This window comes from Sporolactobacillus caesalpiniae, assembly GCF_040513385.1.
Classification (GTDB): Bacteria; Bacillota; Bacilli; order Bacillales; family Sporolactobacillaceae; genus Sporolactobacillus.
The window spans coordinates 350,306-371,044 of record NZ_JBEVCB010000006.1 but is presented as its reverse complement, the minus strand read 5'-3'; the positions used below and the strand labels follow the sequence as shown (position 1 = coordinate 371,044).

General features: G+C 42.4%; 20 protein-coding genes. 16 read left to right on the top strand and 4 right to left on the bottom strand.

Annotation, left to right across the window (positions count from 1 at the left end):
* The first annotated feature begins 526 nt into the window (after window positions 1–526).
* The 4 genes from ABWW58_RS14140 (at window position 527) to ABWW58_RS14125 (ending at window position 2,926) form a co-directional block, all read left to right on the top strand.
* On the top strand, window positions 527–916 hold the full coding sequence (locus ABWW58_RS14140; RefSeq protein ID WP_353869710.1) for a MerR family transcriptional regulator: 390 nt from the start codon (window positions 527–529) through the stop codon (window positions 914–916).
* A 22-nt stretch (window positions 917–938) separates the two neighbouring features.
* The gene (locus ABWW58_RS14135; RefSeq protein ID WP_353869709.1) at window positions 939–2,117 is read left to right on the top strand and encodes a MalY/PatB family protein; all 1,179 of its coding nucleotides are present in this window, start codon (window positions 939–941) and stop codon (window positions 2,115–2,117) included.
* 93 nt (window positions 2,118–2,210) lie between these two features.
* Window positions 2,211–2,648 (top strand): hypothetical protein, encoded by a 438-nt coding sequence (locus tag ABWW58_RS14130; protein ID WP_353869708.1) that lies wholly within the window; start codon window positions 2,211–2,213, stop codon window positions 2,646–2,648.
* A complete protein-coding gene (locus ABWW58_RS14125) occupies window positions 2,636–2,926 on the top strand; it encodes a YxcD family protein (protein ID WP_353869707.1) in 291 nt (96 codons plus the stop codon). The genes ABWW58_RS14130 and ABWW58_RS14125 overlap by 13 nt, the downstream gene beginning before the upstream one ends.
* Window positions 2,927–2,999: 73 nt before the next feature.
* On the opposite strand, the gene ABWW58_RS14120 is transcribed toward ABWW58_RS14125, so the two are convergent.
* Entirely contained in the window at window positions 3,000–4,055 is a 1,056-nt protein-coding gene (locus tag ABWW58_RS14120) for an ATP-binding protein (RefSeq protein WP_353869706.1), read from the bottom strand.
* Between the two features lie 432 nt (window positions 4,056–4,487).
* Here ABWW58_RS14120 and ABWW58_RS14115 point away from each other — a divergent pair, with 432 nt between their 5' ends.
* The 5 genes from ABWW58_RS14115 to ABWW58_RS14095 all read left to right on the top strand — a co-directional run bounded on the left by ABWW58_RS14115 (window position 4,488) and on the right by ABWW58_RS14095 (window position 7,883).
* Entirely contained in the window at window positions 4,488–4,775 is a 288-nt protein-coding gene (locus tag ABWW58_RS14115; RefSeq protein ID WP_353869705.1) for a FeoA family protein, read from the top strand.
* 21 nt (window positions 4,776–4,796) lie between these two features.
* Entirely contained in the window at window positions 4,797–5,018 is a 222-nt protein-coding gene (locus ABWW58_RS14110) for a FeoA family protein (RefSeq protein ID WP_353869704.1), read from the top strand.
* Between the two features lie 67 nt (window positions 5,019–5,085).
* Window positions 5,086–7,221, top strand: coding sequence for a ferrous iron transport protein B (gene feoB / locus ABWW58_RS14105; protein WP_353869733.1), 2,136 nt, complete (start codon window positions 5,086–5,088; stop codon window positions 7,219–7,221).
* Between the two features lie 46 nt (window positions 7,222–7,267).
* Window positions 7,268–7,492 carry a hypothetical protein gene (locus ABWW58_RS14100; protein WP_093668852.1) on the top strand — a complete coding sequence of 75 codons (225 nt, stop codon included), beginning with the start codon at window positions 7,268–7,270 and terminating at the stop codon, window positions 7,490–7,492.
* Window positions 7,493–7,514: 22 nt separating this feature from the next.
* On the top strand, window positions 7,515–7,883 hold the full coding sequence (locus ABWW58_RS14095) for a heavy-metal-associated domain-containing protein (protein ID WP_353869703.1): 369 nt from the start codon (window positions 7,515–7,517) through the stop codon (window positions 7,881–7,883).
* Between the two features lie 1,037 nt (window positions 7,884–8,920).
* On the opposite strand, the gene gpmA is transcribed toward ABWW58_RS14095, so the two are convergent.
* Window positions 8,921–9,664, bottom strand: coding sequence for a 2,3-diphosphoglycerate-dependent phosphoglycerate mutase (gene gpmA, locus ABWW58_RS14090; RefSeq protein WP_093668856.1), 744 nt, complete (start codon window positions 9,662–9,664; stop codon window positions 8,921–8,923).
* 322 nt (window positions 9,665–9,986) lie between these two features.
* Here gpmA and ABWW58_RS14085 point away from each other — a divergent pair, with 322 nt between their 5' ends.
* The 3 genes from ABWW58_RS14085 (at window position 9,987) to ABWW58_RS14075 (ending at window position 12,083) form a co-directional block, all read left to right on the top strand.
* On the top strand, window positions 9,987–10,772 hold the full coding sequence (locus ABWW58_RS14085) for a threonine/serine exporter family protein (RefSeq protein WP_093669639.1): 786 nt from the start codon (window positions 9,987–9,989) through the stop codon (window positions 10,770–10,772).
* 10 nt (window positions 10,773–10,782) lie between these two features.
* A complete protein-coding gene (locus ABWW58_RS14080; RefSeq protein WP_353869702.1) occupies window positions 10,783–11,271 on the top strand; it encodes a threonine/serine exporter family protein in 489 nt (162 codons plus the stop codon).
* A 113-nt stretch (window positions 11,272–11,384) separates the two neighbouring features.
* Entirely contained in the window at window positions 11,385–12,083 is a 699-nt protein-coding gene (locus tag ABWW58_RS14075; RefSeq protein WP_353869732.1) for an SGNH/GDSL hydrolase family protein, read from the top strand.
* 52 nt (window positions 12,084–12,135) lie between these two features.
* Here the strand turns inward: ABWW58_RS14075 and ABWW58_RS14070 are convergent, their stop codons facing one another.
* Window positions 12,136–14,238: a DNA topoisomerase III gene (locus tag ABWW58_RS14070; RefSeq protein WP_353869701.1), complete on the bottom strand. Its 2,103-nt coding sequence runs from the start codon at window positions 14,236–14,238 to the stop codon at window positions 12,136–12,138.
* A 311-nt stretch (window positions 14,239–14,549) separates the two neighbouring features.
* On the opposite strand from ABWW58_RS14070, the gene ABWW58_RS14065 reads away from it, so the two are divergent.
* The 3 genes from ABWW58_RS14065 (at window position 14,550) to ABWW58_RS14055 (ending at window position 19,280) form a co-directional block, all read left to right on the top strand.
* Window positions 14,550–14,984: an Hsp20/alpha crystallin family protein gene (locus ABWW58_RS14065; protein ID WP_353869700.1), complete on the top strand. Its 435-nt coding sequence runs from the start codon at window positions 14,550–14,552 to the stop codon at window positions 14,982–14,984.
* 748 nt (window positions 14,985–15,732) lie between these two features.
* Window positions 15,733–17,490, top strand: a complete 1,758-nt coding sequence (locus tag ABWW58_RS14060) for an ABC transporter transmembrane domain-containing protein (protein ID WP_353869699.1) — start codon at window positions 15,733–15,735, stop codon at window positions 17,488–17,490.
* The gene (locus tag ABWW58_RS14055) at window positions 17,487–19,280 is read left to right on the top strand and encodes an ABC transporter ATP-binding protein (RefSeq protein WP_445783442.1); all 1,794 of its coding nucleotides are present in this window, start codon (window positions 17,487–17,489) and stop codon (window positions 19,278–19,280) included. The genes ABWW58_RS14060 and ABWW58_RS14055 overlap by 4 nt, the downstream gene beginning before the upstream one ends.
* Before the next feature lie 154 nt (window positions 19,281–19,434).
* On the opposite strand, the gene ABWW58_RS14050 is transcribed toward ABWW58_RS14055, so the two are convergent.
* A complete protein-coding gene (locus tag ABWW58_RS14050; protein WP_353869698.1) occupies window positions 19,435–20,196 on the bottom strand; it encodes an alpha/beta hydrolase in 762 nt (253 codons plus the stop codon).
* A gap of 182 nt (window positions 20,197–20,378) precedes the next feature.
* Between ABWW58_RS14050 and ABWW58_RS14045 the strand changes: the two genes are divergently transcribed.
* Window positions 20,379–20,690: a hypothetical protein gene (locus ABWW58_RS14045; RefSeq protein WP_353869697.1), complete on the top strand. Its 312-nt coding sequence runs from the start codon at window positions 20,379–20,381 to the stop codon at window positions 20,688–20,690.
* Window positions 20,691–20,739 lie beyond the last annotated feature (49 nt).

The following is a 20,739-nucleotide window of genomic DNA, read 5'->3' as shown; positions in this document are numbered from 1 at the left end:
CAAGTAAACGGACTGTTAGGCAGATGTTTTTTCTCCTTAATACAAAGATGTTACAATTAAATTAAAAGAAAATTATGGAGGCTTTCACATTGCAGCTTAGTGAACCTCTGATTGTTACGAAGGTACGGCTTTTAACTCACATGCGCTTATCAAGCATGATCATTTTGACTGCATGATCACGATGAATAAAAATAGTAAGAACGTCAGAGCATGGTGCCTGATGTGGATGCGATGAAATAGAAAATATCCATTGGACACTCTGCTTATGAGACAGAGCAGAAGAATGGGGATTGAAAGCTCACGCGCCACAGAGTACATCAACAGTGAAACGGATAGGACGAGGCTAACACAGTGCGTGAGTATAAAAAAATAAATTACCGGATGGCTTTTGTTCTGAGTCAAATAAATAAAACCTGTAGTGAGACAGGCGAGTGAGTAAACGAGTAAAAGAAGTCCAGATACCATTAATTGGGGCACCTCCTTCGAATGATTTGTTTCATTCATTAAAAACGATGGGGTGAACCCCGTGTCAAGAAGAAACAGAGGTGAACCAGTGAAGATCGGGGAATTCGTTAAAAGATGTCAAACGACTAAAGATACAATCCGGTATTATGAAGAATTAGCTTTAATAAAGCCGGATACATCCACCGCTTATAAGGACTATAACCAGAAAAACATCAACGATTTTCAAGTGATTAAAGAAATGCAACGTCTTGGGCTATCACTCAGAGTCATTCAAGGACTTTTTAAGGTGAAAAGGATGAATGGATGCGGTTCTCAATCGTTAATTCATGATGTAACCAATGCATTAAACAAACAAGAAGATCTTTTAAGAAAAGAAGAGAAAAGGATACGAGATCAGCGTATGCATCTACGCACATTAATCGTTGGGCTTCAATCTTTAAACAAAGAGTAATTGGAAAGAAGGTGCATCATGATTGGAACCAACCTATAATTTTGATCGGATCATTGATCGAAAGGAAACAGCATCAATAAAATGGGATGAGGCAGACCATATCTTTGGAGGAGAGCATCTGACACCGCTATGGGTGGCAGATATGGATTTTCGAGTGCCCGATGAGGTAACACAAGCGTTGTCCGAACGGGTTGGTCATGGAATATATGGCTACACGGCGCGTTCGGATCGCTATTTGTCAGCAGTTCAGAAGTGGATGGCGGAGCGGCATCAATGGATGATTGAAAAAGAGTGGATTTGCCACAGTCCCGGTGTAGTTACTGCCTTGAATCTGATTGTGGATGGATTTACCAAGGACGGTGACAAAGTACTCATTCAACCTCCTGTCTATCCTCCTTTCGCAAAGGCCGTCTTGAATCATCACAGAGAGTTAGTCACCAATCCTCTGACTTATGATCATGGTATCTACAGTATAGATTTTGCCGATTTAGAGGCAAAACTTTCCGATCCAAAAGTGACACTGATGTTACTTTGTTCACCGCATAATCCGGTTGGACGTGTCTGGTCAATAAAAGAGTTGAAAGCGTTGTCCACTCTTGCGGTCAACTATAATGTTCTTATTGTCTCGGATGAGATTCATAGTGATCTTGTTTTTAACGACTACCATCATGCGCCTTATGCGACAGTTTCTGAGGAAGCGGCCGCTCATTCAATTATTTGTACAGCGCCCAGCAAGACATTTAATCTCGCTGGACTGCAAATTTCAAATGTTATCATTCCCAATCAGAGTCTTAGAAGAATCTATTTAAAAGAGGTGCGCCGGTTCAGTTTAGGCGAGCCTAACACTCTGGGTATAGCGGCTGCTGAAGCCGCCTATCGATATGGCGCGAATTGGCTTGATCAATGCCTCGTTTACATTAAGAAAAACGCTGATTATGTCTCTGAATTTTTGGAACACAACCTTCCCAAACTCCGCATGACTCCACTCGAGGGCACATACTTGGGATGGATTGACTGTACGGAACTTGGTTGGGACAAAATGAAGCTGCAAAGGTTCTTGACTAATGAAGCGGGACTGGCGTTAAATCAAGGATATACTTTTGGCGCAGAAGGGTCGGGCTTTTTTCGAATTAACCTTGCGTGTCCGCGCAGTCTGCTTCAAGATGCGATGCGTCAGCTTTATGCAGCATTTCATGAATAGTGGGTTGGCATGTTTCCCATTGAGTTTGAAACTTTTTTCGCGTTAATCACGTAATAAGTTTATAGGAAAACTATAGGGGGATTGATGAATTTAATGAAGAAGATAATGGCCGCTGTCCTTGCTTTAACTCTCATTTTTACACCTGCAGGCGACTTTGTGTTTCACGAAAGTAAACAGCAAGTGAGTGCGAAAGGCTATAGATCCGGCGTTAAGAGTTTTCAATCGAACCGGGGAAGCGGCACGACCTCGTTCTTTAAAAATAATCGCAGTAAGAGTAACAGTACCAGTAACCGGACAGCCACTTCGGCAAAGAATTTTACCGGCGGAGGCTTTATGCGCGGTATGATCTTCGGAGGATTATCAGGATTTCTATTTGGCAGTTTGCTCTCACATTTTGGCGGCTTTGGCATGATGGCCGGGTTCCTAATTAATTTGATCGCGATTTTGGTTGTTATCTCACTGCTGCGTTACATCTTTACAAGTTTCAGAAAACGAAATAAGCCAGAGGATTCTAATCCATGGAAACGATGACTATTTCTGAGCAAGACATTGTCAATGCGCTCTGTCTCCATTTGGCAAATAAAAAAGGCTTAGATCCACAAAAAGTCCAGATTGAGTTACTTTATGATGATGATTATGGATACTCCGCGGAGGCGTATATTGGTGACCGCAAGCAGATCCTGGTTGAGGCAAACATCATTGAAGCGCTTCGTTTTTGGCTGGAGGCGGAGATGAATAAGGATCCATATGGTTCGCTTCGTTTTGAATTAAATGAAGATGCAGGCATTACTGCTCATTATCAGGCATAGTTTATCATTTCGCTTTGCAAAAAACTCCCCGACCGTTTTGGTCTAAGGGAGTTTTTTTTATAGAAAATGGTACTTACTCTTTTACAGCCTTAGGGAAGGATAAATGAAATGTTGTACCTTTATTTTCCTCACTAGATACACTGACAGAACCCTTGTGATTTTTTACAATAGTATAGGTGACCATCAGTCCCAGTCCGGTTCCGGTCACTTTAGTCGTGGTAAAGGATTTTCCTAAGTTGTTAAAAACATGCTTTGGCATTCCCGAACCGGTATCTTGAATAAACACGTCTTCACTTTGATCAGTAGTTGAGAGGCAGATGGTGATCGTGCTTCCATCCGGGCTTGCTTCAAAAGCATTTTTCACAAGGTTGACGAAGACTTGTTTTAACTGTGTTTTTTCACCATTTATGAAATGTGTTGATGCCTCTGTATCAAGCTTCAGTTTAATGTTGTGCTGAAGTGCCTGCGTTTCGAATAAACGTACCGTTTCTTGAACGATAATGCCGAGATCCACAGGTGCAACATGCTCACACTTTGGTTTTGTAAAATAGAGGAGTTCACCTGTAATATTTTCAATTTGCTCAATTTCTCGCATAACAATGTCGATATAATCCATATTTATCTGTTCACTCGACTGCATTATCTGTAAGAATCCTTTTATTGATGTAAGCGGATTTCGAATTTCGTGAATAATTCCTGCGGAAAGTTCACCAATTACTGACAGCTTTTCGGATTGAATCATGCTTTCTTCTGCAGCCTTTCTTGCACTGATGTCACGAATTGTGAGTTGAACGAGCGGATGATGCTGTTCAATAAATGGATGGAGCGTTATTTCTGCGGGGAAATGCATATTCTTACTCGAATGAACCGAGAGTCGAATCGATTCTGAATCCAATTGTGCGAGAGAGATCTTATCTAAAGCATCACGCATCGAGGGCATGTCTAATGGAGTAATAAACATCCCAATCGATAAGCCGCACAGCGTTGTATGTTCATCAAAAGACAGTAGATGATCAGCTGCGCGATTTGAATAAACGATTTGCTCTCCGTCAAGGATAAGAATCGCATCGATAACTTGGTCGATGATTTTTTTAAAATTAAATTCAGTAGAGTTGCTGTTTCCGGACATACCAATGCCTCCTAAGATGATGATAGATTTTATGAACATATTTGTAAATATATATGTCGCACTTTATCCATTTATTTCTTGTTTTTCGTTAAATTTTGTAAAAATGATCAACAAAAGGTCGAAATAATTGATCTTGTGTCAGAACAGGCGATGAATGTCATGATAAAGACACAATTATGCATTGTTAAATGAAACTAGATAAATTAAAATTTAATTGAAAACAATTATCATTATCAAAGGTGTGATATAGTTTATAAGCAGCATGAAGGTGATCTATTTGCCTCGTATTATTGATGACAATGAGAATCAATATCAATTTATTCCGTGAAAATGAAGAGTTAAATACGGTCATGATTCATTTGTAAAGCAATATTGTTAATAAAAGGAATGGAAAACAGATGAATCGTTATTTCTGCGGAGGGAGGTATTCTGATGAGAAACGTAAATGAGGCGGTACTAGCTGAAATGGATTGTCATCATCCCGTGGCGGCAAAATGTACGCATGCGATTCCACTCAGTATGGCTAGAAAAGGTGAATGTGTGCGCGTGAAATGTGTTTGTGGAAAAGATGAAACACGGCGCTTTCTGTGCAATCTCGGTTTTGTGGAGAATGCAGAAGTGAAAATAATTACTGAAATGGACGGCAATGTGATTGTCTCAATAAAAGGAACACGATTGGCGGTTAGCAAGGTCATGGCAAGACGTGTGATGACAGTCTGAAATTATTTGGAGGTAGGAATGATGAAAACACTTAGAGAGGTACAGCCCGGAGAGACAGTATCCGTGGCACGAATTCATGGAGAGGGAGCGTTGAGGCGCCGCATTATGGATATGGGCATTACCAAAGGAACACAGGTATTCGTTCGAAAAATTGCGCCGTTCGGCGATCCGATTGAAATTAAAGTTCGCGGTTATGAACTGTCCATTCGTAAAGTTGAGGCAGAGCGTATTGAACTGAATTGAGGAAAACGTGTTCAGGGCATTACGGAAAATTGATCGATAAATTCCAGGAGGCGTAAAGATAGTGACAATGAAAATTGCTTTAGTCGGTAACCCGAACTGCGGCAAGACGACCATGTTTAATGACTTGACCGGAAGCAGTCAATATGTTGGCAACTGGCCGGGGGTAACCGTGGAGAAGAAAGAAGGCAAGCTTAAAGGCCATAAAGATGTAGTGATTACCGATCTCCCCGGCATTTACTCACTTTCTCCTTATACTCTTGAAGAGGTAGTCAGCCGTAATTATTTGATTAATGAACGACCGGACGCAATTATTAATTTAGTTGATGGTACGAACCTTGAGCGTAATCTTTACTTGACAACTCAGGTTATCGAGCTTGGAATTCCGGTCGTAATCGCATTAAATATGATTGATATTGTTAGAAAATCCGGCGACCGGATTAATGTTAAGAAGCTTGGTGCTAAATTAGGTTGTGATGTGATCGAAACAGCATCGGTTAAGGGAATCGGCACGAAGGAAGCAGCTGAAAAAGCGGTAGAACTTGCAGCCGCAAAATCTTTAAGTGTGCCAAAACACGAGTTCAGTAAAGAACTAGAAGAGCCTCTTGCAATGATCTCAGATCTGATAAAAGATTACTCCGAACCTCAATGCTTACGTTGGAGCGCGGTTAAATTCTTTGAAAGAGATGATAAGGTACTTGCCGAAGCGCAGCTTCCTGCAGACACGCAAATGCAACTCGAGAAAATTATCAGCCGAACTGAAAAGTACTTTGAAGAAGACAGTGAATCAATTATTACAAATGAACGGTATGATTTCATTACACGTGTCATTGAAGGTACAGTACATAAAAAAGGGCGGGAATTGACCGTTTCCGATAAAATTGATCGTATCGTTACCAATAGATTTCTCTCGCTGCCTATTTTTGCGGGGATCATTTGGCTCGTATACTATATATCCGTTACAACTTTGGGAACCGTCGTTACAGATTGGACGAACGACACTTTATTTGGAGGATGGATTACAGAAGGGGCGTCGCATTTGCTGAATACGATTGGAACCGCGGATTGGCTTAACGGTTTGATTGTTGACGGCATTATTGGCGGCGTTGGCACTGTGCTTGGCTTTGTTCCGCAGATGCTGATTCTCTTTTTCTTTCTGTCTATATTAGAAGATTCCGGTTACATGGCTCGGGTCGCTTTTATCATGGACCGGATATTCAGACGGTTTGGTTTGTCCGGCAAATCATTCATTCCAATACTGATCAGTTCAGGATGCGGCGTTCCGGGAATTATGGCGACGCGAACGATTGAAAATGATAAAGATCGCAAAATGACCATTATGCTTACGACGTTTATTCCATGTGGTGCAAAACTAACCATTATTACGATGATCGTGACAACGTTCTTTCCTGGATCAACTTGGATTGCTCCGGCAATGTATTTTCTAGGTATTGCAATGATTGCTGTTTCAGGGATTATCTTGAAAAAGACAAAGTTGTTTGCCGGAGACCCGGCACCGTTTGTCATGGAACTTCCGGCCTATCATCTGCCATCATTGAAAGGTGTCCTCATTCATATGTGGGAACGAGGCAAGCACTTTATAATTAAAGCGGGAACAGTTATCTTTATTGCATGCGGTGCAATCTGGTTCCTCTCTTCGTTTGGATGGAGTATGTGCATGGTTGATGATATCGATCAAAGTATGCTTGCTACACTTGGACAGCTGATCAGCTGGTTCTTCGCACCGCTTGGCTTCGGAACATGGAAAGGGGCGGTGGCAACGATCAGCGCGCTTGTAGCCAAAGAGAACGCGATAGGTACCTTGGCCGTATTAAATGGCGTTTCCGACGAAGGAAACACTCAGGCACTGATTGCCGGCGTTGGATCGATGTTTACTAGTGTAGGTGCACTTTCTTTCATGCTGTTTAACTTATTTAATCCTCCCTGCTTCGCAGCGATTGGTGCAACGAGCAGAGAAATGGGCGGCTTTAGATGGACAATGATTGCTCTCGGTTATCAAACACTGCTCGGCTACAGCATCGCGTTTGTCGTCTATCAAATCGGGAGTGTATTCGTCCTTGGTAAAGGCTTCGGATTGGGTCCGATAATCGCAGTGATTATTGTTGCAGTAGTTTTATATCTGCTTTTGCGACCGGCACCGAGAGAACGTACTATTACTTTGCACCGCACGGGTGCAAGAGCCTAAATTTAAATCATGTTGATCTAATTGATTTTTTATAGGAGGTTCGTATATGAATCTGCCAACGATTCTTATTCTTCTGCTTGTTAGTACACTCTATGTGCTGGCGATTCGGTATGTGAAAAGAAACAAAAGTGCTTGCACGGACTGCGGACTAAGTGGAGCTTGTCCGGTGGAAGGCTTAAGAAATCAAAAACTTCGTCAGCCATGCTCAGTGGCAGATGTGGCGAATCAAAAACCATCAGTTTCAGAGCTTCGCATGATGATTCGAAAGTGATTTGCAGAAAGGAATCGGTATAATGGCGACATTTATTATCTGTGTTATTCTAATTGTATTTGCCTTCCTTGCTTTACGCAGTACAAGAAGAAAAATGCATTCAGGTTGTTGCGGTGTTAATGAAAAGCCTGTAAAAAAAATTAACGTACGTGACCGAAATAGCGCTCATTACCCACATGTGGAACATATGAGAATTGACGGAATGACCTGTCAAAATTGCGTTACCCATATTGAAAATGCATTAAACTCTTTAGATGGCGTTTTTGCGAAGGTGAGCTTGGACAAAAAAGAAGCTACTGTGAGGATGCGTCAGCAGTTGCCGGAACGGGTGCTGCGCCGCGCAGTTTCGGAAGCAGGCTATACCGTGATGGCGATCACGAGGAACGAGTAGTGGTTGAACACGGTCATGACTTATAGCGAACCAGTGATCATTAGTAACAAAGTAGATTTCATAGGGTGAATTTGATTCAATGACAGCCTTTACATTTATAAAGAAAGGGTTTACAATATCATTGTTATGAGTTGTTAAATGCCCATCATAATACTTTGCACCTTGCATGGTTACCCAGTTATTTTATTGGATTTGCTAGAACGTGTATTAGTCGGATTGCCCATCACGGCTAAATGTGAAGCGTTTTTGTTTTTCAAATCCATGATTGATCCCCTGAATCTCAGGGGATTTTTTTACACTGATAAGAAAGTATAAAAAAATTAAAGATTCAAGGAAGCGAGTGTAAGCGGTCCGAAAAAACGCCGCGTCCTGCGGCTCACCGGACACTAGGCCGTCCATGGCCGTCGCAACTAAGTCTTTGCCTTCGCCGGAGGCTTGGAGAAGCCAAGTTTTCTAACAAGTTAAGAAATTATAGCGTTTTGCCTTGCCGGTACGACGATAAGGTCATAAGATTCGATTGGGCGATCAGGTTAGCGCCAAATCTGAAAAATAGGCGGAAAAATTCCGCTTAATTAGAAAATGAACGAAAAAATTGCTTAAATAGACGGAGAAATTCCGCTTATCGAATCGAAAAACGTGAAAATGGAGGGTTTTTCTGTGCATAAGCGGAAAAATTACCCTTATTTACCTGTGAACCAAGCGCCAGGATGAATATAACTGGAAAATCTCCGCTTATTTTACTCGTTACTTAATTAAGGATCAAAATGAAATGTCTGTTCGCGTACAAGGTTGATGATTCAAAACGGTATCTGGAGCAAAGGAGCTCTCGTATGTAAGGAACTTTCGCTAACAATAGAAGAACTTTCGCTATAAAGAGGATCTTTCGCTAAGTACGCATACGTCCTGTATGCAACGCGAAAGTCATCACATCCTGCGGAAGTATAAGGATCGGGCGCTCTTTGATCGGTTTTTCTAACTATTACTAAATTGAAGAAACAAAAAAACCACTCCATACGGAGTGGTTTTTGCAGGCAAGCTTATTTTGTTTCAGCTGAAGGAAGTACTTCTTTGTCGCTTGGACCATCCGCAGTCAGATAGTAGCGATTCAGAGGTTTTAGATTGTCGTCCAGTTCATAAACAAGCGGTGTGCCTGTAGGAATGTTCAAGCCGACAATTGTACCTGCGTCAACATTGTCAAGATGCTTTACAAGCGCGCGCAATGAGTTGCCATGGGCAGCGATGATCACTTTTTTGCCGTCTTTGATTTGTGGTGCGATTTCCTTGTTCCAGTAAACGAGTACGCGATCAACTGTGTCCAGAAGGTCTTCAGTCAGCGGTTGTTCAGCTTCAGGAAGGTTTGCGTATCTTGGGTCGTTCAGTTGAGAAACAAAACGTTCGTCATCTTTTTCAAGTGCCGGCGGTTTGATGTCCGCGGAACGTCTCCAGATATGTACCTGTTCAGCACCATATTTTTCAGCTGTCTTTGCTTTGTTCAAACCTTGAAGAGCACCGTAATGACGTTCATTCAGACGCCAAGAGTGTTCTACAGGAATCCAAGTCAGGTTCAGGGCGTGAAGTACATTCCACAGGGTGTGGTTTGCTCTTGTGAGCACAGAAGTATAAGCTTGGTCAAATGTGTAACCGTTTTTCTTGAGAATTTCTCCAGCTTCAGTTGCTTCTGCTTCGCCTTGTTCTGTTAAATCTACATCTGTCCAACCGGTAAACCGGTTTTCAAGGTTCCAAGCACTTTGACCGTGCCTGATCAATACGAGTTTGATCATTAGTATGAGACACTCCCCTCAGTTTTGAAAAACAATTCGATAGTTGCAATGTCTGCACATGCCAATGAGACTGCACGAGACAGTCACATTTTCTGTTGATGTGCATGCATTAAAAGTATCGACGTGATGAAGCATTTTTACTCAAATCACTTGCGTCAAGCGGCATAGAATGACGAAAGAGTGATTTTCATATCAATTAATTATAGCATGGTTTTGTTTGTTTGACATTTTCATCTTTTAAAACAATGTGAAAGTCTTGTTATCAATGTAGGCTCATATTATAATGAGCTTACTCAAAAAAGAGAGAGAAGTCGTGAAAAAAATGAATGGTTTCTTAAGGACTTATCGGAGGAAGGATCACAATGAAGGGTTTGTACATGAAGTTGCGGCAGTTTGTGTGTTGACGGGAAAGATTCTATTACAAAATGGAGCTGAAACCTACCGGGTAGAGGACACGATGAACCGAATTGCGAACAGTTTTGCGGTCCATGATGCGCAAAGCTTTGTGACGCCGACAGGTATCATTTTCTCAATTGAGAATCACGATGTCACGAAGCTTGTGAGGATTAGCCATCGTGGAACTAATCTGCGTAAAGTGACTCAAGTGAACACACTATCAAGACGTGTTGCACAAGGTGAGGTCGCCATTAATGAGCTGCAGCGTGAATTGGTTCGTATCGACAACTCGACGGTCGCCTATTCAGACAGCATGCAGATTCTTGCTGCAGCTGTCGCCAGCAGCTGTTTTTTGTTGATGTTTTTAGGGAAGTGGCAAGATTTATTCCCCGCATTTATTGCTGGCGGGGCAGGTCAAGCAGGTATGATTTATTTCCATAAGTTAGCAAAAGTTAAATTTTTTTCGGAATTTATGTCGTCTATTATCATTGGAATGATTGCTTTAGCCAGCGTAAAGCTGGGATTTGGCTTAGAGATGAATAAAATTATTATCGGTGCGGTCATGCCTCTTGTTCCCGGTGTTCCGATTACAAATGCCGTGCGGGACATCATGGCGGGAGACTTGGTAGCCGGACTGTCAAAAAGTGCGGAAGCGGGCCTTACAGCCTTTGCAATCGGTATCGGTGTAACAGCCGCAATTGTACTTGGTTGAGGTGATCATAATGAATCTAATCTTGATTATCGCGATACAATCGATTACTAGTTACCTGGCCACCTGCGGGTTTGGAATTATATTCAATATTCCATTTAAACCATTGCTCCACGGCGGATTGATTGGAATGGTTGCCTGGCTGATTTATTTTTTCCTTTTTCAGTATAGTGGTAATGATTTTGTTGCAACCTTCGCGGCGTCGCTCGTGATTGCCATAATGAGCCAAATCTTTGCGAGGGTATGCAAAAATCCGGTGATCCTGTATAGTGTATCCGGGATCATTCCGCTTGTACCTGGTGGATTAACCTACTCGGTGATGAGCAGAGCAGTCGATAACAATTATGACATCGCTATTTACTTTGCAGAGAAAGTGTTTGTTCTATCGGGTGCGATTGCGATGGGGCTGATATTCGCAGAAGTTATTTATCAAATCTTTGAAAAAGTGAAGCATCATACGCCAAAAAAAGTAACCACTCGATTATTTGTATCAAGAAAGTGAATCATTTCTCGAAATAAACTGTAAAATTCGCCATCAATTTGTTAGTATGTAGGCAAGGTGATCTGATCGAACAATGAATAGTTTTGTTTGATAATTATGAGAGGTGAGCAATGATGAAAATGATCTGCTTTGGTGACAGCGTGACGCGTGGTATTACTTTTGTACGTGGCCGTTTTAAAATTATTCGGGAAAACTACCCGGCGCTCTTGCAGAAGATCCTAGGTGAAGAAGATGAGGTCATCAATAAAGGTGTATTTAACGACAACTCAGATCTTCTCGTAAAAAGGCTTGATGATGATGTGCTCGGTGAGAAGCCGGATGTAGTACTCATCAACATCGGTGGAAATGATTGTAACTTTCAATGGGATCAAGTGGCCAAACTCCCAGACTCGGAGCATGTACCGATTGTTCCATTGGATCGTTATTTATCCAATATCTCTTTGCTCATCCAGCGTATCTCAGAGACAGGTGCGATGCCTGTGATCCTAAATCTGCTGCCTCTTGATCCTGCCAGGTACTATCAGTCATTGATGAAACACTATAGTCATTCGATTGGTCACTGGATCAGTATGTGCGGAGGGATTGAACATTGGCATGGCATGTACAATCGTTCCTTAAAAGAGTTATGCGAGCGGACAGGAGTGAAACTCATTGATGTTCGTTCAGCTTTTAAACAAAAAGGTGCATTTAGCGAACTGATCAATGAAGACGGTTTGCATCCGACTGCCAAGGGGTATAAGGCGCTTGCAGAAATTGTGTCTGCCTGTGTCCCTGATCTTAGGAAATCTGTTCGGAAACTGCACGCTGTATAAAGAACGATGATGAATAAAATGAGTAAGAAAAAAAGCCTTTCGGCTTTTCTTCTTACTCATTTTTCTCTTTCATAGCAGCTTTGAGAGCGTCAGCAAGGCTGTTTCCCAGAGGTTCATTGCCATTGTTCAGTTTATTGAGCAACTTGCGCGTTTCTCTTTTGTCTGCCTTTTTCTTCATTTGATCTGCTTTTTCAATGATACCACAGGTACGGCATTGGAAGTATAAACCCGCTTTTCCTTTATGCATTTCCATTTTTTTATGGCAATGCGGACACCGCTTATTTGATAATTTCGGATCTTTGCGCTTTCGAAAGCCGCATGTTCGGTTAACACAGACAAGAATACGAGCACCATCGCGATCACGCACTTCTTTCATAGGCGAACCGCATTCCGGACATTTAGATCCGGTTAAATTCTGAATTTTATAGGTTTGTTCGCTGTTTTTGACTTCGCGTACGAGCTGCAAAGTACGCTCGCGTATGTTTGCCATGAATTGCTTCGGATTTCCATGACCCTGTGCAATCTCCTCCAGTTGACGTTCCCATTCAGCAGTAAGTTCCGGTGATTTTAGGTCTTTATTTACCAATTCAATAAGCTGTTTGCCTTTTCCAGTTGGCCGTAATCGTCCGTTTACACGTTCAACCGATTCTGCCGTTATTATTTTTTCAATAATATCTGCGCGGGTCGCAGGAGTCCCTAACCCGAAATGTTCCATTTTTGTCAATAGGTCGGCTTCTGAATACCGTGCAGGCGGTTCGGTCATCTTTTCGTCCAATTGAACTTGACGTACAGGCAATTCTTGTCCTTTTTTCAATGATACGTTCGTGTTGTTCGACTGTTGCTCTTGTTGTGATGTTAGTTTTTTAAAACCAAGATTTGTTTGTTTCGCTTCTTTCAGAACAAAAGTTTCTCCGTTCACTGTTAACTCAGCACGCAGACTTTGGTATTTGTACTCGGGATAAAAGAGAGCCAAGAATCGTCGGACAATCAGGTCGTACAGCCGGCGTTCATCTTCAGCAAGGTCGTTTATAAAAACTGGTTCTTCTGTTGGAATCAGCGCGTGATGGTCACCGACTTTTGAGTCGTTATAGACAAAAGTTGCCATTACTTTACCGTTTTGCTTGTGCATGATTGGCCGTGTTTCTTCTCCATACGCAGAAGCAATCGCGTGCAGACGCTCAGGCATCGTTGCTGCGATGTCCTGAGTAAGGTAGCGAGAATCTGTACGCGGGTAAGTCACAATTTTGTAGCGTTCATAAAGATTTTGAAGCACATTCAGCGTCTTCTTGGCTGAGAAGCCAAACTTTCGATTCGCGTCGCGCTGCAGTTCAGTCAAATCGTAAGGAAGCGGCTGCTTTTCTCGTTTTTCTTTTATTGTAAGGCTGCGAACAACAGCGCCTTTTCCACTGACTTTCTCTTTCAATGCTGCGGCTTCCCCTGATGTAGAAATTCGCGTCCGGTCTCCATGCTGCCAGAAAGCGGAAACCCCTCCAAGATCAATATGCAGGTTCCAATAGGGCTGAGGTTTAAATGCCTGAATGGTTTCTTCTCGATCCATGATCATAGCGAGTGTTGGGGTCTGAACGCGTCCGGCGGAAAGAGAATCGTTAAATTTAGTTGTTAATGCGCGAGAAATATTGAGACCGATTAACCAGTCTGCCTCGGATCGGCAAACGGCTGATTGGAATAGCTTGTCGTAATCTTTCGCTGGTTTCAATTGGCTAAAGCCCGCGCGAATCGCTTTATCTGTTTGTGAAGAGATCCAGAGGCGCTTAATAGGCTTATGCCAATTAATTTTTTCGATGATCCAGCGCGCAACGAGCTCGCCTTCACGCCCGGCGTCGGTCGCAATAATTAATTCGCTGAGATCCGTTCGTTTGGAAAGCTTCTGTATCGCTTGAAATTGCGCTCTAGTTTGCTTAATAGGCTTAATCTCCATTTTTTGGGGGATAATCGGGAGATCCTCTAAGCGCCATGTTTTGTAGTTACTATCGTATTCTTCGGGCATCTTTAATTCAATTAGGTGACCAAGTGCCCAGGTAACGATGTAGCGATCACCTTCTATAAAATTTCGAGTAGTGTTGCGGCAACCGAGCACACGGGCGATTTCGCGGGCGACACTTGGTTTTTCGGCTAACACGAGTGATTTTGACATATACAGAATTCCTTTCCTCTAATGACAACCATTCAATTAATACTTTTCATTATAGCGGAATATCGGAACGATTTCAGTTAAAAACAAAAAAGGTCAGTAAAGATCAAATAGTTTGACCTTTACTGACCAATTGACTATAATAAAAATGTAAGGGTTAGAAGAACATAAGATCAACCCCGAAAATAAAAATCAAACGTGTCTAAAGGAGCGGTAAGTGGTGTAATCGCATCAGTCATTTTTATGCAAGATGATCAGTCACTTAGTGGGACAAGGCTTTTAGACAACCTTAAAATTATGAGGAGGAATTTATTATGGCTAATCTGTATCCAACAAAAAAAGATCGTGACGGATTCTTCGATTTCCTGCCTTCCTGGTTTGATGAATGGGGACACAATTTCTTTCAAAATGGAAACCTGCAAGCGCTAGCGGCAGATGTTCAGGAAAGAGAAAAGGCATATGATGTGAAATTGGATCTTCCGGGATTTGACAAAGACAGTATTCATCTCGACTACGATCACGGTGTGCTGAGTGTTGATGCAACTCGTGGTCAAGAAACCAGTGAGAAAGCAGAGAACGGCAGCTTCATTCGCAAAGAGCGTGCGTCAGGATCGTATACGAGACGATTCATGATTGATGGCGTGAAAGAAGATGAAATTAAGGCAACATTCAAAGACGGTGTGCTAGAAGTAACGCTGCCAAAGAAAGAAAAAATGAATCGTGATCGCAAGGAAATTACCATAGATTAACGCAACGAGAAAAACCGGGCGCTTTTTGCTCGGTTTTTCTTACAAGTAAAGAGAGTTTATCGTTTTGCCTTGCTGGTACGACGATAAGGTCATAAGGTTCGTTTGGGCGATCAGGTAAGCGCCCAATCTGAGAAATAAACGGAAAAATTCCGCTTATTTAGAAAATAAATGAAAAAATCGCTTAAATAGACGGAGAAATTCCGCTTATCGGATCGAAAAATGTGAAAATGGAGGTTTTTTCTGTGCATAAGCGGAGAAATTACCCTTATGTACCTGTGAAAGCAGCGCCAGGATGCATATAACCGGAAAATCTCCGCTTATTTATTCCGGTCGCGTTACTTAATTAAGGATCAACATGATTTATTAGAAAACTTGCCTTCGCCGGAGGCTTGGCAAAGTCAAGTTTTCTAATTGCTAAATAAATCTATTTAAAATTAAAATAATACATGAGCTCAGGGTTTACTTCATTTGGAAATAATTATATAATGGCTACATTGATTTCAAATGGGAAGGAGGTGAGCGTCATGAACAAAATTCAGACTATGACACATGGAGTGCGTAAGTTCTTTGTTCATTCTGTTGCGGTTTCCGTGACGCTCATCTCTTTTCCTCGGCATATTTGACGATCTGACCGTTTAATTTTCCGCGGTTTTATGTCTTCATAAGCCACAGGAGAAGAGGTATTCTCTCTTCCCTGTGGCTTTTTCTGTGCTGTAAAGAGAATGTGTTTGATGAGGAGGTTGTCCAAGTGCGCATTTTTGCAGATCTATGGTGGTTTTTTAAACAAGAACGATTAAAGTATTTTTTTGGCATCATCTTTTTAATGCTTTCAAGTTTTTTATCAATGATTCCTCCTTATGTGGTCGGTATTATAGTTGATGATATTCGAACAAGAAATTTAACTCCGATGATTTTAGGAAAATGGATACTCTTTCTCATCATTATTGGTATCATTTATTATTTTACAGGCTACATCTGGAGACAGTTAATATTCGGTTCATCGATTATTCTCGCAAATCAGTTGAGGAATGACTTATATAGGCATTTTACGAAGTTCTCGCCTAACTTTTTTCAGAAAAGGCGTATTGGCGACTTGATGGCACATGCAACGAATGACATTAATGCGGTTCAAGGGGCAGCAGGTGAAGGGATTCTCACGCTGTTCGATTCATTAACCCTAGGCGGAATGGTTATCGTGACCATGTCTGCATTTATCAGCTGGAAATTAACGCTTATTACGCTACTTCCAATGCCGATCATGGTCGTCCTGACCATGCACTATGGGAACCTTCTCCATAAACGTTTTGGAAAAGCTCAGGCTGCATTTTCCGATCTCAATGATAAGGTTCAGGAGAATGTGTCAGGTGTACGGGTAATTAAAGCGTTTGGTGAGGAAGAAGCGCAAATCAATATGTTTCGCAAGGCGTCTCGAGATGTCGTGGATAAAAACATTGCGGTTGCGAAAGTCGATTCATTATTTGATCCGACTATCACCTTCATTGTTGCGTTCTGTTATTTTCTAGCACTCATATTCGGGTCAATTTACGTTGTTCAAGGGTCAATGACGATTGGTGGACTAACCAGTTTCACCTTGTATCTTGGTCAGCTTATTTGGCCGATGCTGGCTTTCGGCTTTCTGTTCAACATAGTGGAAAGAGGCAGTGCTTCCTATGATCGAATTCGTCGCCTGTTCGCGATTAAACCGGAAATAACAGATGTTGACGGTGCGTCAAGCGAGGTTCCAAGCGGTGCAATTGACTATGCCATCCGCAATTTCCGCTATCCCGAAAGTGAATCGAATGCATTATCCGATATTCGTATTAATATCAATCAGGGACAGACCTTGGGTATTGTCGGAAAAACCGGAGCAGGGAAAACCACAATGTTGCGCCTGCTGCTTCGAGAATTCGATATAAAAGACGGACAGATAAGTATCGGTGGAAAAGAGATTCGTTCCGTCACCCTTGACGCATTGCGCAGTGCGATTGGCTATGTGCCGCAGGATCATATCTTATTTTCAGCGACGATCGCTGAGAATATTGCGTTCGCAAAGCCTGAGGCAACGAGAGAAGAGATAGAGCGTGTTGCAAGACTGGCGAGTATTCATGAAGATATCCTTCATTTCAAAGAGGGGTACGAAACGGTAGTCGGCGAGCGAGGCGTTACATTGTCCGGCGGGCAAAAACAGAGGATTTCCATTGCTCGAGCGCTGCTCGCCGATCCTGAAATACTTATTTTTGATGATTCATTGTCTGCGGTTGACGCGCGGACGGAAGTGTCCATTCTCCATGCGTTGAAGCATGAACGTAAGAATAAAACAACCTTGATCTCTGCACACCGTTTGAGTGCGGTAGAACACGCGGACCAGATTGTCGTGCTTGACGAAGGCAGGATTGTTGAGCGCGGAATGCATCAGGAACTTATTGAAAAAGAAGGCTGGTACGCGGAAATGTACGCGCATCAGCAACTTGAATCTCTTGTTTCGGAAGGAGGCGGTAAGGCGTGAATGAGGAGCAAAACCCAACGCAGCTCTCAGGCGGTCGAGTAATGAAACGTCTGCTTTCCTACTTGAACTATTTTAAAAAGAAAGTTGCCATCGCTTTTATCGTACTGCTGATCGCTACCGGAGCAGATGTACTTGGACCGATTATCATGAAAATATTCATTGATGACTATCTGACGCCACGTATATTCCCTGTGCAGCCGCTCGTTCTTTTGGCAGTGACATTTATCGGTTTATATGCAATATCAGCGCTTTTTAATTACTATCAAGTCATTTCATTTCAGAAGATTGCCTTGAATATTATCCAAATCATGCGTGTCGAAGTCTTTTCTAAAGTTCAGCATCTTGGCCTGCGTTTCTTTGATCAGACACCAGGCGGGAGCCTTGTATCCAGAATTACCAATGATACTGAAACAATCAAGGACTTATATGTCACTGTGCTCTCAACGATTGTAAATAGTGCAATTATGATGATCGGTATCTTTGCCGGCATGTTTTTCCTTGATGCTCGATTGGCACTGATTTGTTTTATTCTCATGCCTTTCCTTTTTATCCTGATGTGGGTGTATCGCGCCCTCAGCTCTAAAGTTTACCGCGTAACTCGCGTGAAACTCAGTCAGCTGAATGCAAAATTGAGCGAATCTCTGCAAGGAATGTCAATGATTCAAGCAATGAGGCAAGAGAAAAGACTGAGGCAAGAATTCGGGAAAATAAATAGCGACCACAAAAAAGCATTGCTTAAAAGTGTGCGGCTAAACAGTTTAATGCTTCGATCGGCCGTTTACTCCGTTTATCTCATTGGTTTAATGATGATCTTGAGTTTCTTTGGCATCCAATCCTTTGACAATGTGGTCAAAATCGGGGTTCTGTATGCGTTTATCAATTATCTCGATCGATTCTTTGATCCGATTAACCAAATTATGCAGCAATTGACGATTTTTCAACAAGCCATGGTTTCAGCCGAGCGCGTGTTTGGTTTGCTTGACGATGATCGTATGGCACCTGTCAAACAGGGGGAATTAAATTCTGAGGTGAAGGATGGCCGTATTGAATTTCGTGATGTGACGTTTTCTTATGATGGAAAGACGGATGTACTGAAGCATATTTCATTTACAGCGAATCCTGGTGAAACCGTTGCGCTTGTAGGTCATACAGGGAGTGGAAAGAGTTCAATTATTAATTTACTGATGCGATTTTATTCAATCGAACATGGTGGGATATTTATCGATGGAGAGCCGCTTACTTCATTTTCAGATGATGAATTGCGCAAACGAGTTGGTCTCGTTCTTCAAGATTCATTTATGTTTGTGGGTGATGTGACAGATAATATTCGTCTGAGCCATGAACACCTCACCGATCAGGAAGTAAGAGAGGCTGCACAATTCGTTCAGGCAGACCACTTCATCGAAAAACTGCCAAATCAATATCATGAACCCGTCGGAGAACGTGGTGCAACCTTCTCAAGCGGACAGAGACAGCTTTTATCTTTTGCACGAACCATAGCGCAAAATCCAAAAATACTCGTTCTAGATGAAGCTACTGCGAGCGTTGATACGGAAACAGAAGAAGCAATCCAAACGGCCCTTTCGAAGATGAGAAAAGGTCGAACGACAATTGCCATTGCGCACCGTTTATCCACGATTCAGGATGCGGATCAAATTCTTGTACTTCACCGTGGAGAAATTGTCGAACGGGGAACGCACCAAGAACTGCTTCACAAAGGCGGACTCTATTTTAACATGTATCAATTGCAGCATGGAAAAGGAGCGGGAGAGGTATCTTCCGCGCAATAGTGTTTCACAAGTGAGTTATTTAGAGGAGCCTTGAAAGCCGGGCTCCTTTTTCATTTTAATGAATTCTGTGAGTCAATCGTGATTCGATTGCATCAATCGGTAAATTTTAACAAAAAAGAGCAGATGCTCTTCTGATGCCTCCTCTTTAAGTAAGTCAGTTCTCTAACTTTTTCTCAATCCACTTAAGCGCGACTTGAATTGATTCGTCCCAATAGCCCCATTCGTGGCTCGCACCTGGCTTTTCATAATAGGTGTGGGGAATTGCTGACTGGTCCAGCGCTGCTTTAAAGCGGAGATTATCCGCATAAAGGAAGTCTGATGTGCCGCAGAACTGGAGAATTTCCGGCTTGCGACCGCTGCTAATAGATACATGATTGACACGATCAAACAGATCGTTGATTGAGTGATCAAATTTGGAAGGATGACCGAAAATCATCTGAAATTCATGCGCGTGTTCGGGAGTGCGCTCCCAAATGGCTTTGATGTCGACTGCAGCGGACATCGAGAGGATCCCGGCAAATTTTTCGGGGGAATTCAAACCCCATTTGAGCGCACCATAGCCGCCCATCGACAAGCCGCCAACAAAGCAGCGCTCCGGTGCTGTATTGACAGGAAACCAGCTGCGCATTTTTGCCGGCAGCTCCTTGGTCAGGTAGCTCCAGTAGCGGTTGCCATCAGCCATATCCGTATAAAAACTGCGGTCTCCGTTCGGCATGATAATGATCAGATTCATATGACTCACGTAGCGTTCCAGCGAAGTATTCTGCAGCCAGCTCTCCGAATCGCCGGTGAGTCCGTGAAGCAGATAGAGCGTCGCAGGCGGATGATCAGCGGAGCACTCGTTCGGAATAATGACGTTGACTGTCGTCATCAGATCGAGCGTTGTTGAGTAAAATCGAGTAGTCATGCGTGCCATTTCCATAGCCCCCAGGTTAATAGTTAACGTTTCGTTACTCACCATTATAATAGTATTTTTTGCGAAGTGGATCGTATTATGGATCAAAAACATACGTTTTTAATTTTGAAAGAGCGGAAGGATGGCATATAATATAAGTATGCAGGGGGCAAACGAAATTGTGCAAGAGGTGATTTCCAACCATGGCAAAACAGATTGTATCAATAAAAGTCCCTTTAACTTTTTCCGGTGGTTTAACTTTAAGACGTGTGATCAGGCTGTTTGAGACACTGAGAACGTGTCGCTGCAAAGCTTACTTTTCAAATAATGGATCGATTTATCCTATTAAGAATCTTCCGCAAACCGTTACGTATCTTTCGTCCGTGAAGGCGAAAGAGATTCTGCTTGTACTTGAAGGTGAAGACGCTGAACCGTTGCATCAGAAAATCATGGCGAGTATTCAGAATGCACAAGAGAACGCACGTGAAAATCCAGGACTCTATCGACATGGTTAAGCGGTCTGGACATGATTTATGAACTGAATGAGAATGATTCAGAACGGGA

Bases quoted from the DNA above. Each gene is read 5' to 3' on its own strand.
- ABWW58_RS14130 (WP_353869708.1), top strand. From the start codon at position 2,211: ATGAAGAAGATAATGGCCGCTGTCCTTGCTTTAACTCTCATTTTTACA.
- ABWW58_RS14125 (WP_353869707.1), top strand. From the start codon at position 2,636: ATGGAAACGATGACTATTTCTGAGCAAGACATTGTCAATGCGCTCTGT.
- ABWW58_RS14120 (WP_353869706.1), bottom strand. From the start codon at position 4,055: ATGTCCGGAAACAGCAACTCTACTGAATTTAATTTTAAAAAAATCATC.
- ABWW58_RS14115 (WP_353869705.1), top strand. From the start codon at position 4,488: ATGAGAAACGTAAATGAGGCGGTACTAGCTGAAATGGATTGTCATCAT.
- ABWW58_RS14110 (WP_353869704.1), top strand. From the start codon at position 4,797: ATGAAAACACTTAGAGAGGTACAGCCCGGAGAGACAGTATCCGTGGCA.
- feoB (WP_353869733.1), top strand. From the start codon at position 5,086: ATGAAAATTGCTTTAGTCGGTAACCCGAACTGCGGCAAGACGACCATG.
- ABWW58_RS14100 (WP_093668852.1), top strand. From the start codon at position 7,268: ATGAATCTGCCAACGATTCTTATTCTTCTGCTTGTTAGTACACTCTAT.
- ABWW58_RS14095 (WP_353869703.1), top strand. From the start codon at position 7,515: ATGGCGACATTTATTATCTGTGTTATTCTAATTGTATTTGCCTTCCTT.
- gpmA (WP_093668856.1), bottom strand. From the start codon at position 9,664: ATGATCAAACTCGTATTGATCAGGCACGGTCAAAGTGCTTGGAACCTT.
- ABWW58_RS14085 (WP_093669639.1), top strand. From the start codon at position 9,987: ATGAATGGTTTCTTAAGGACTTATCGGAGGAAGGATCACAATGAAGGG.
- ABWW58_RS14080 (WP_353869702.1), top strand. From the start codon at position 10,783: ATGAATCTAATCTTGATTATCGCGATACAATCGATTACTAGTTACCTG.
- ABWW58_RS14075 (WP_353869732.1), top strand. From the start codon at position 11,385: ATGAAAATGATCTGCTTTGGTGACAGCGTGACGCGTGGTATTACTTTT.
- ABWW58_RS14070 (WP_353869701.1), bottom strand. From the start codon at position 14,238: ATGTCAAAATCACTCGTGTTAGCCGAAAAACCAAGTGTCGCCCGCGAA.
- ABWW58_RS14065 (WP_353869700.1), top strand. From the start codon at position 14,550: ATGGCTAATCTGTATCCAACAAAAAAAGATCGTGACGGATTCTTCGAT.
- ABWW58_RS14050 (WP_353869698.1), bottom strand. From the start codon at position 20,196: ATGGCACGCATGACTACTCGATTTTACTCAACAACGCTCGATCTGATG.
- ABWW58_RS14045 (WP_353869697.1), top strand. From the start codon at position 20,379: ATGGCAAAACAGATTGTATCAATAAAAGTCCCTTTAACTTTTTCCGGT.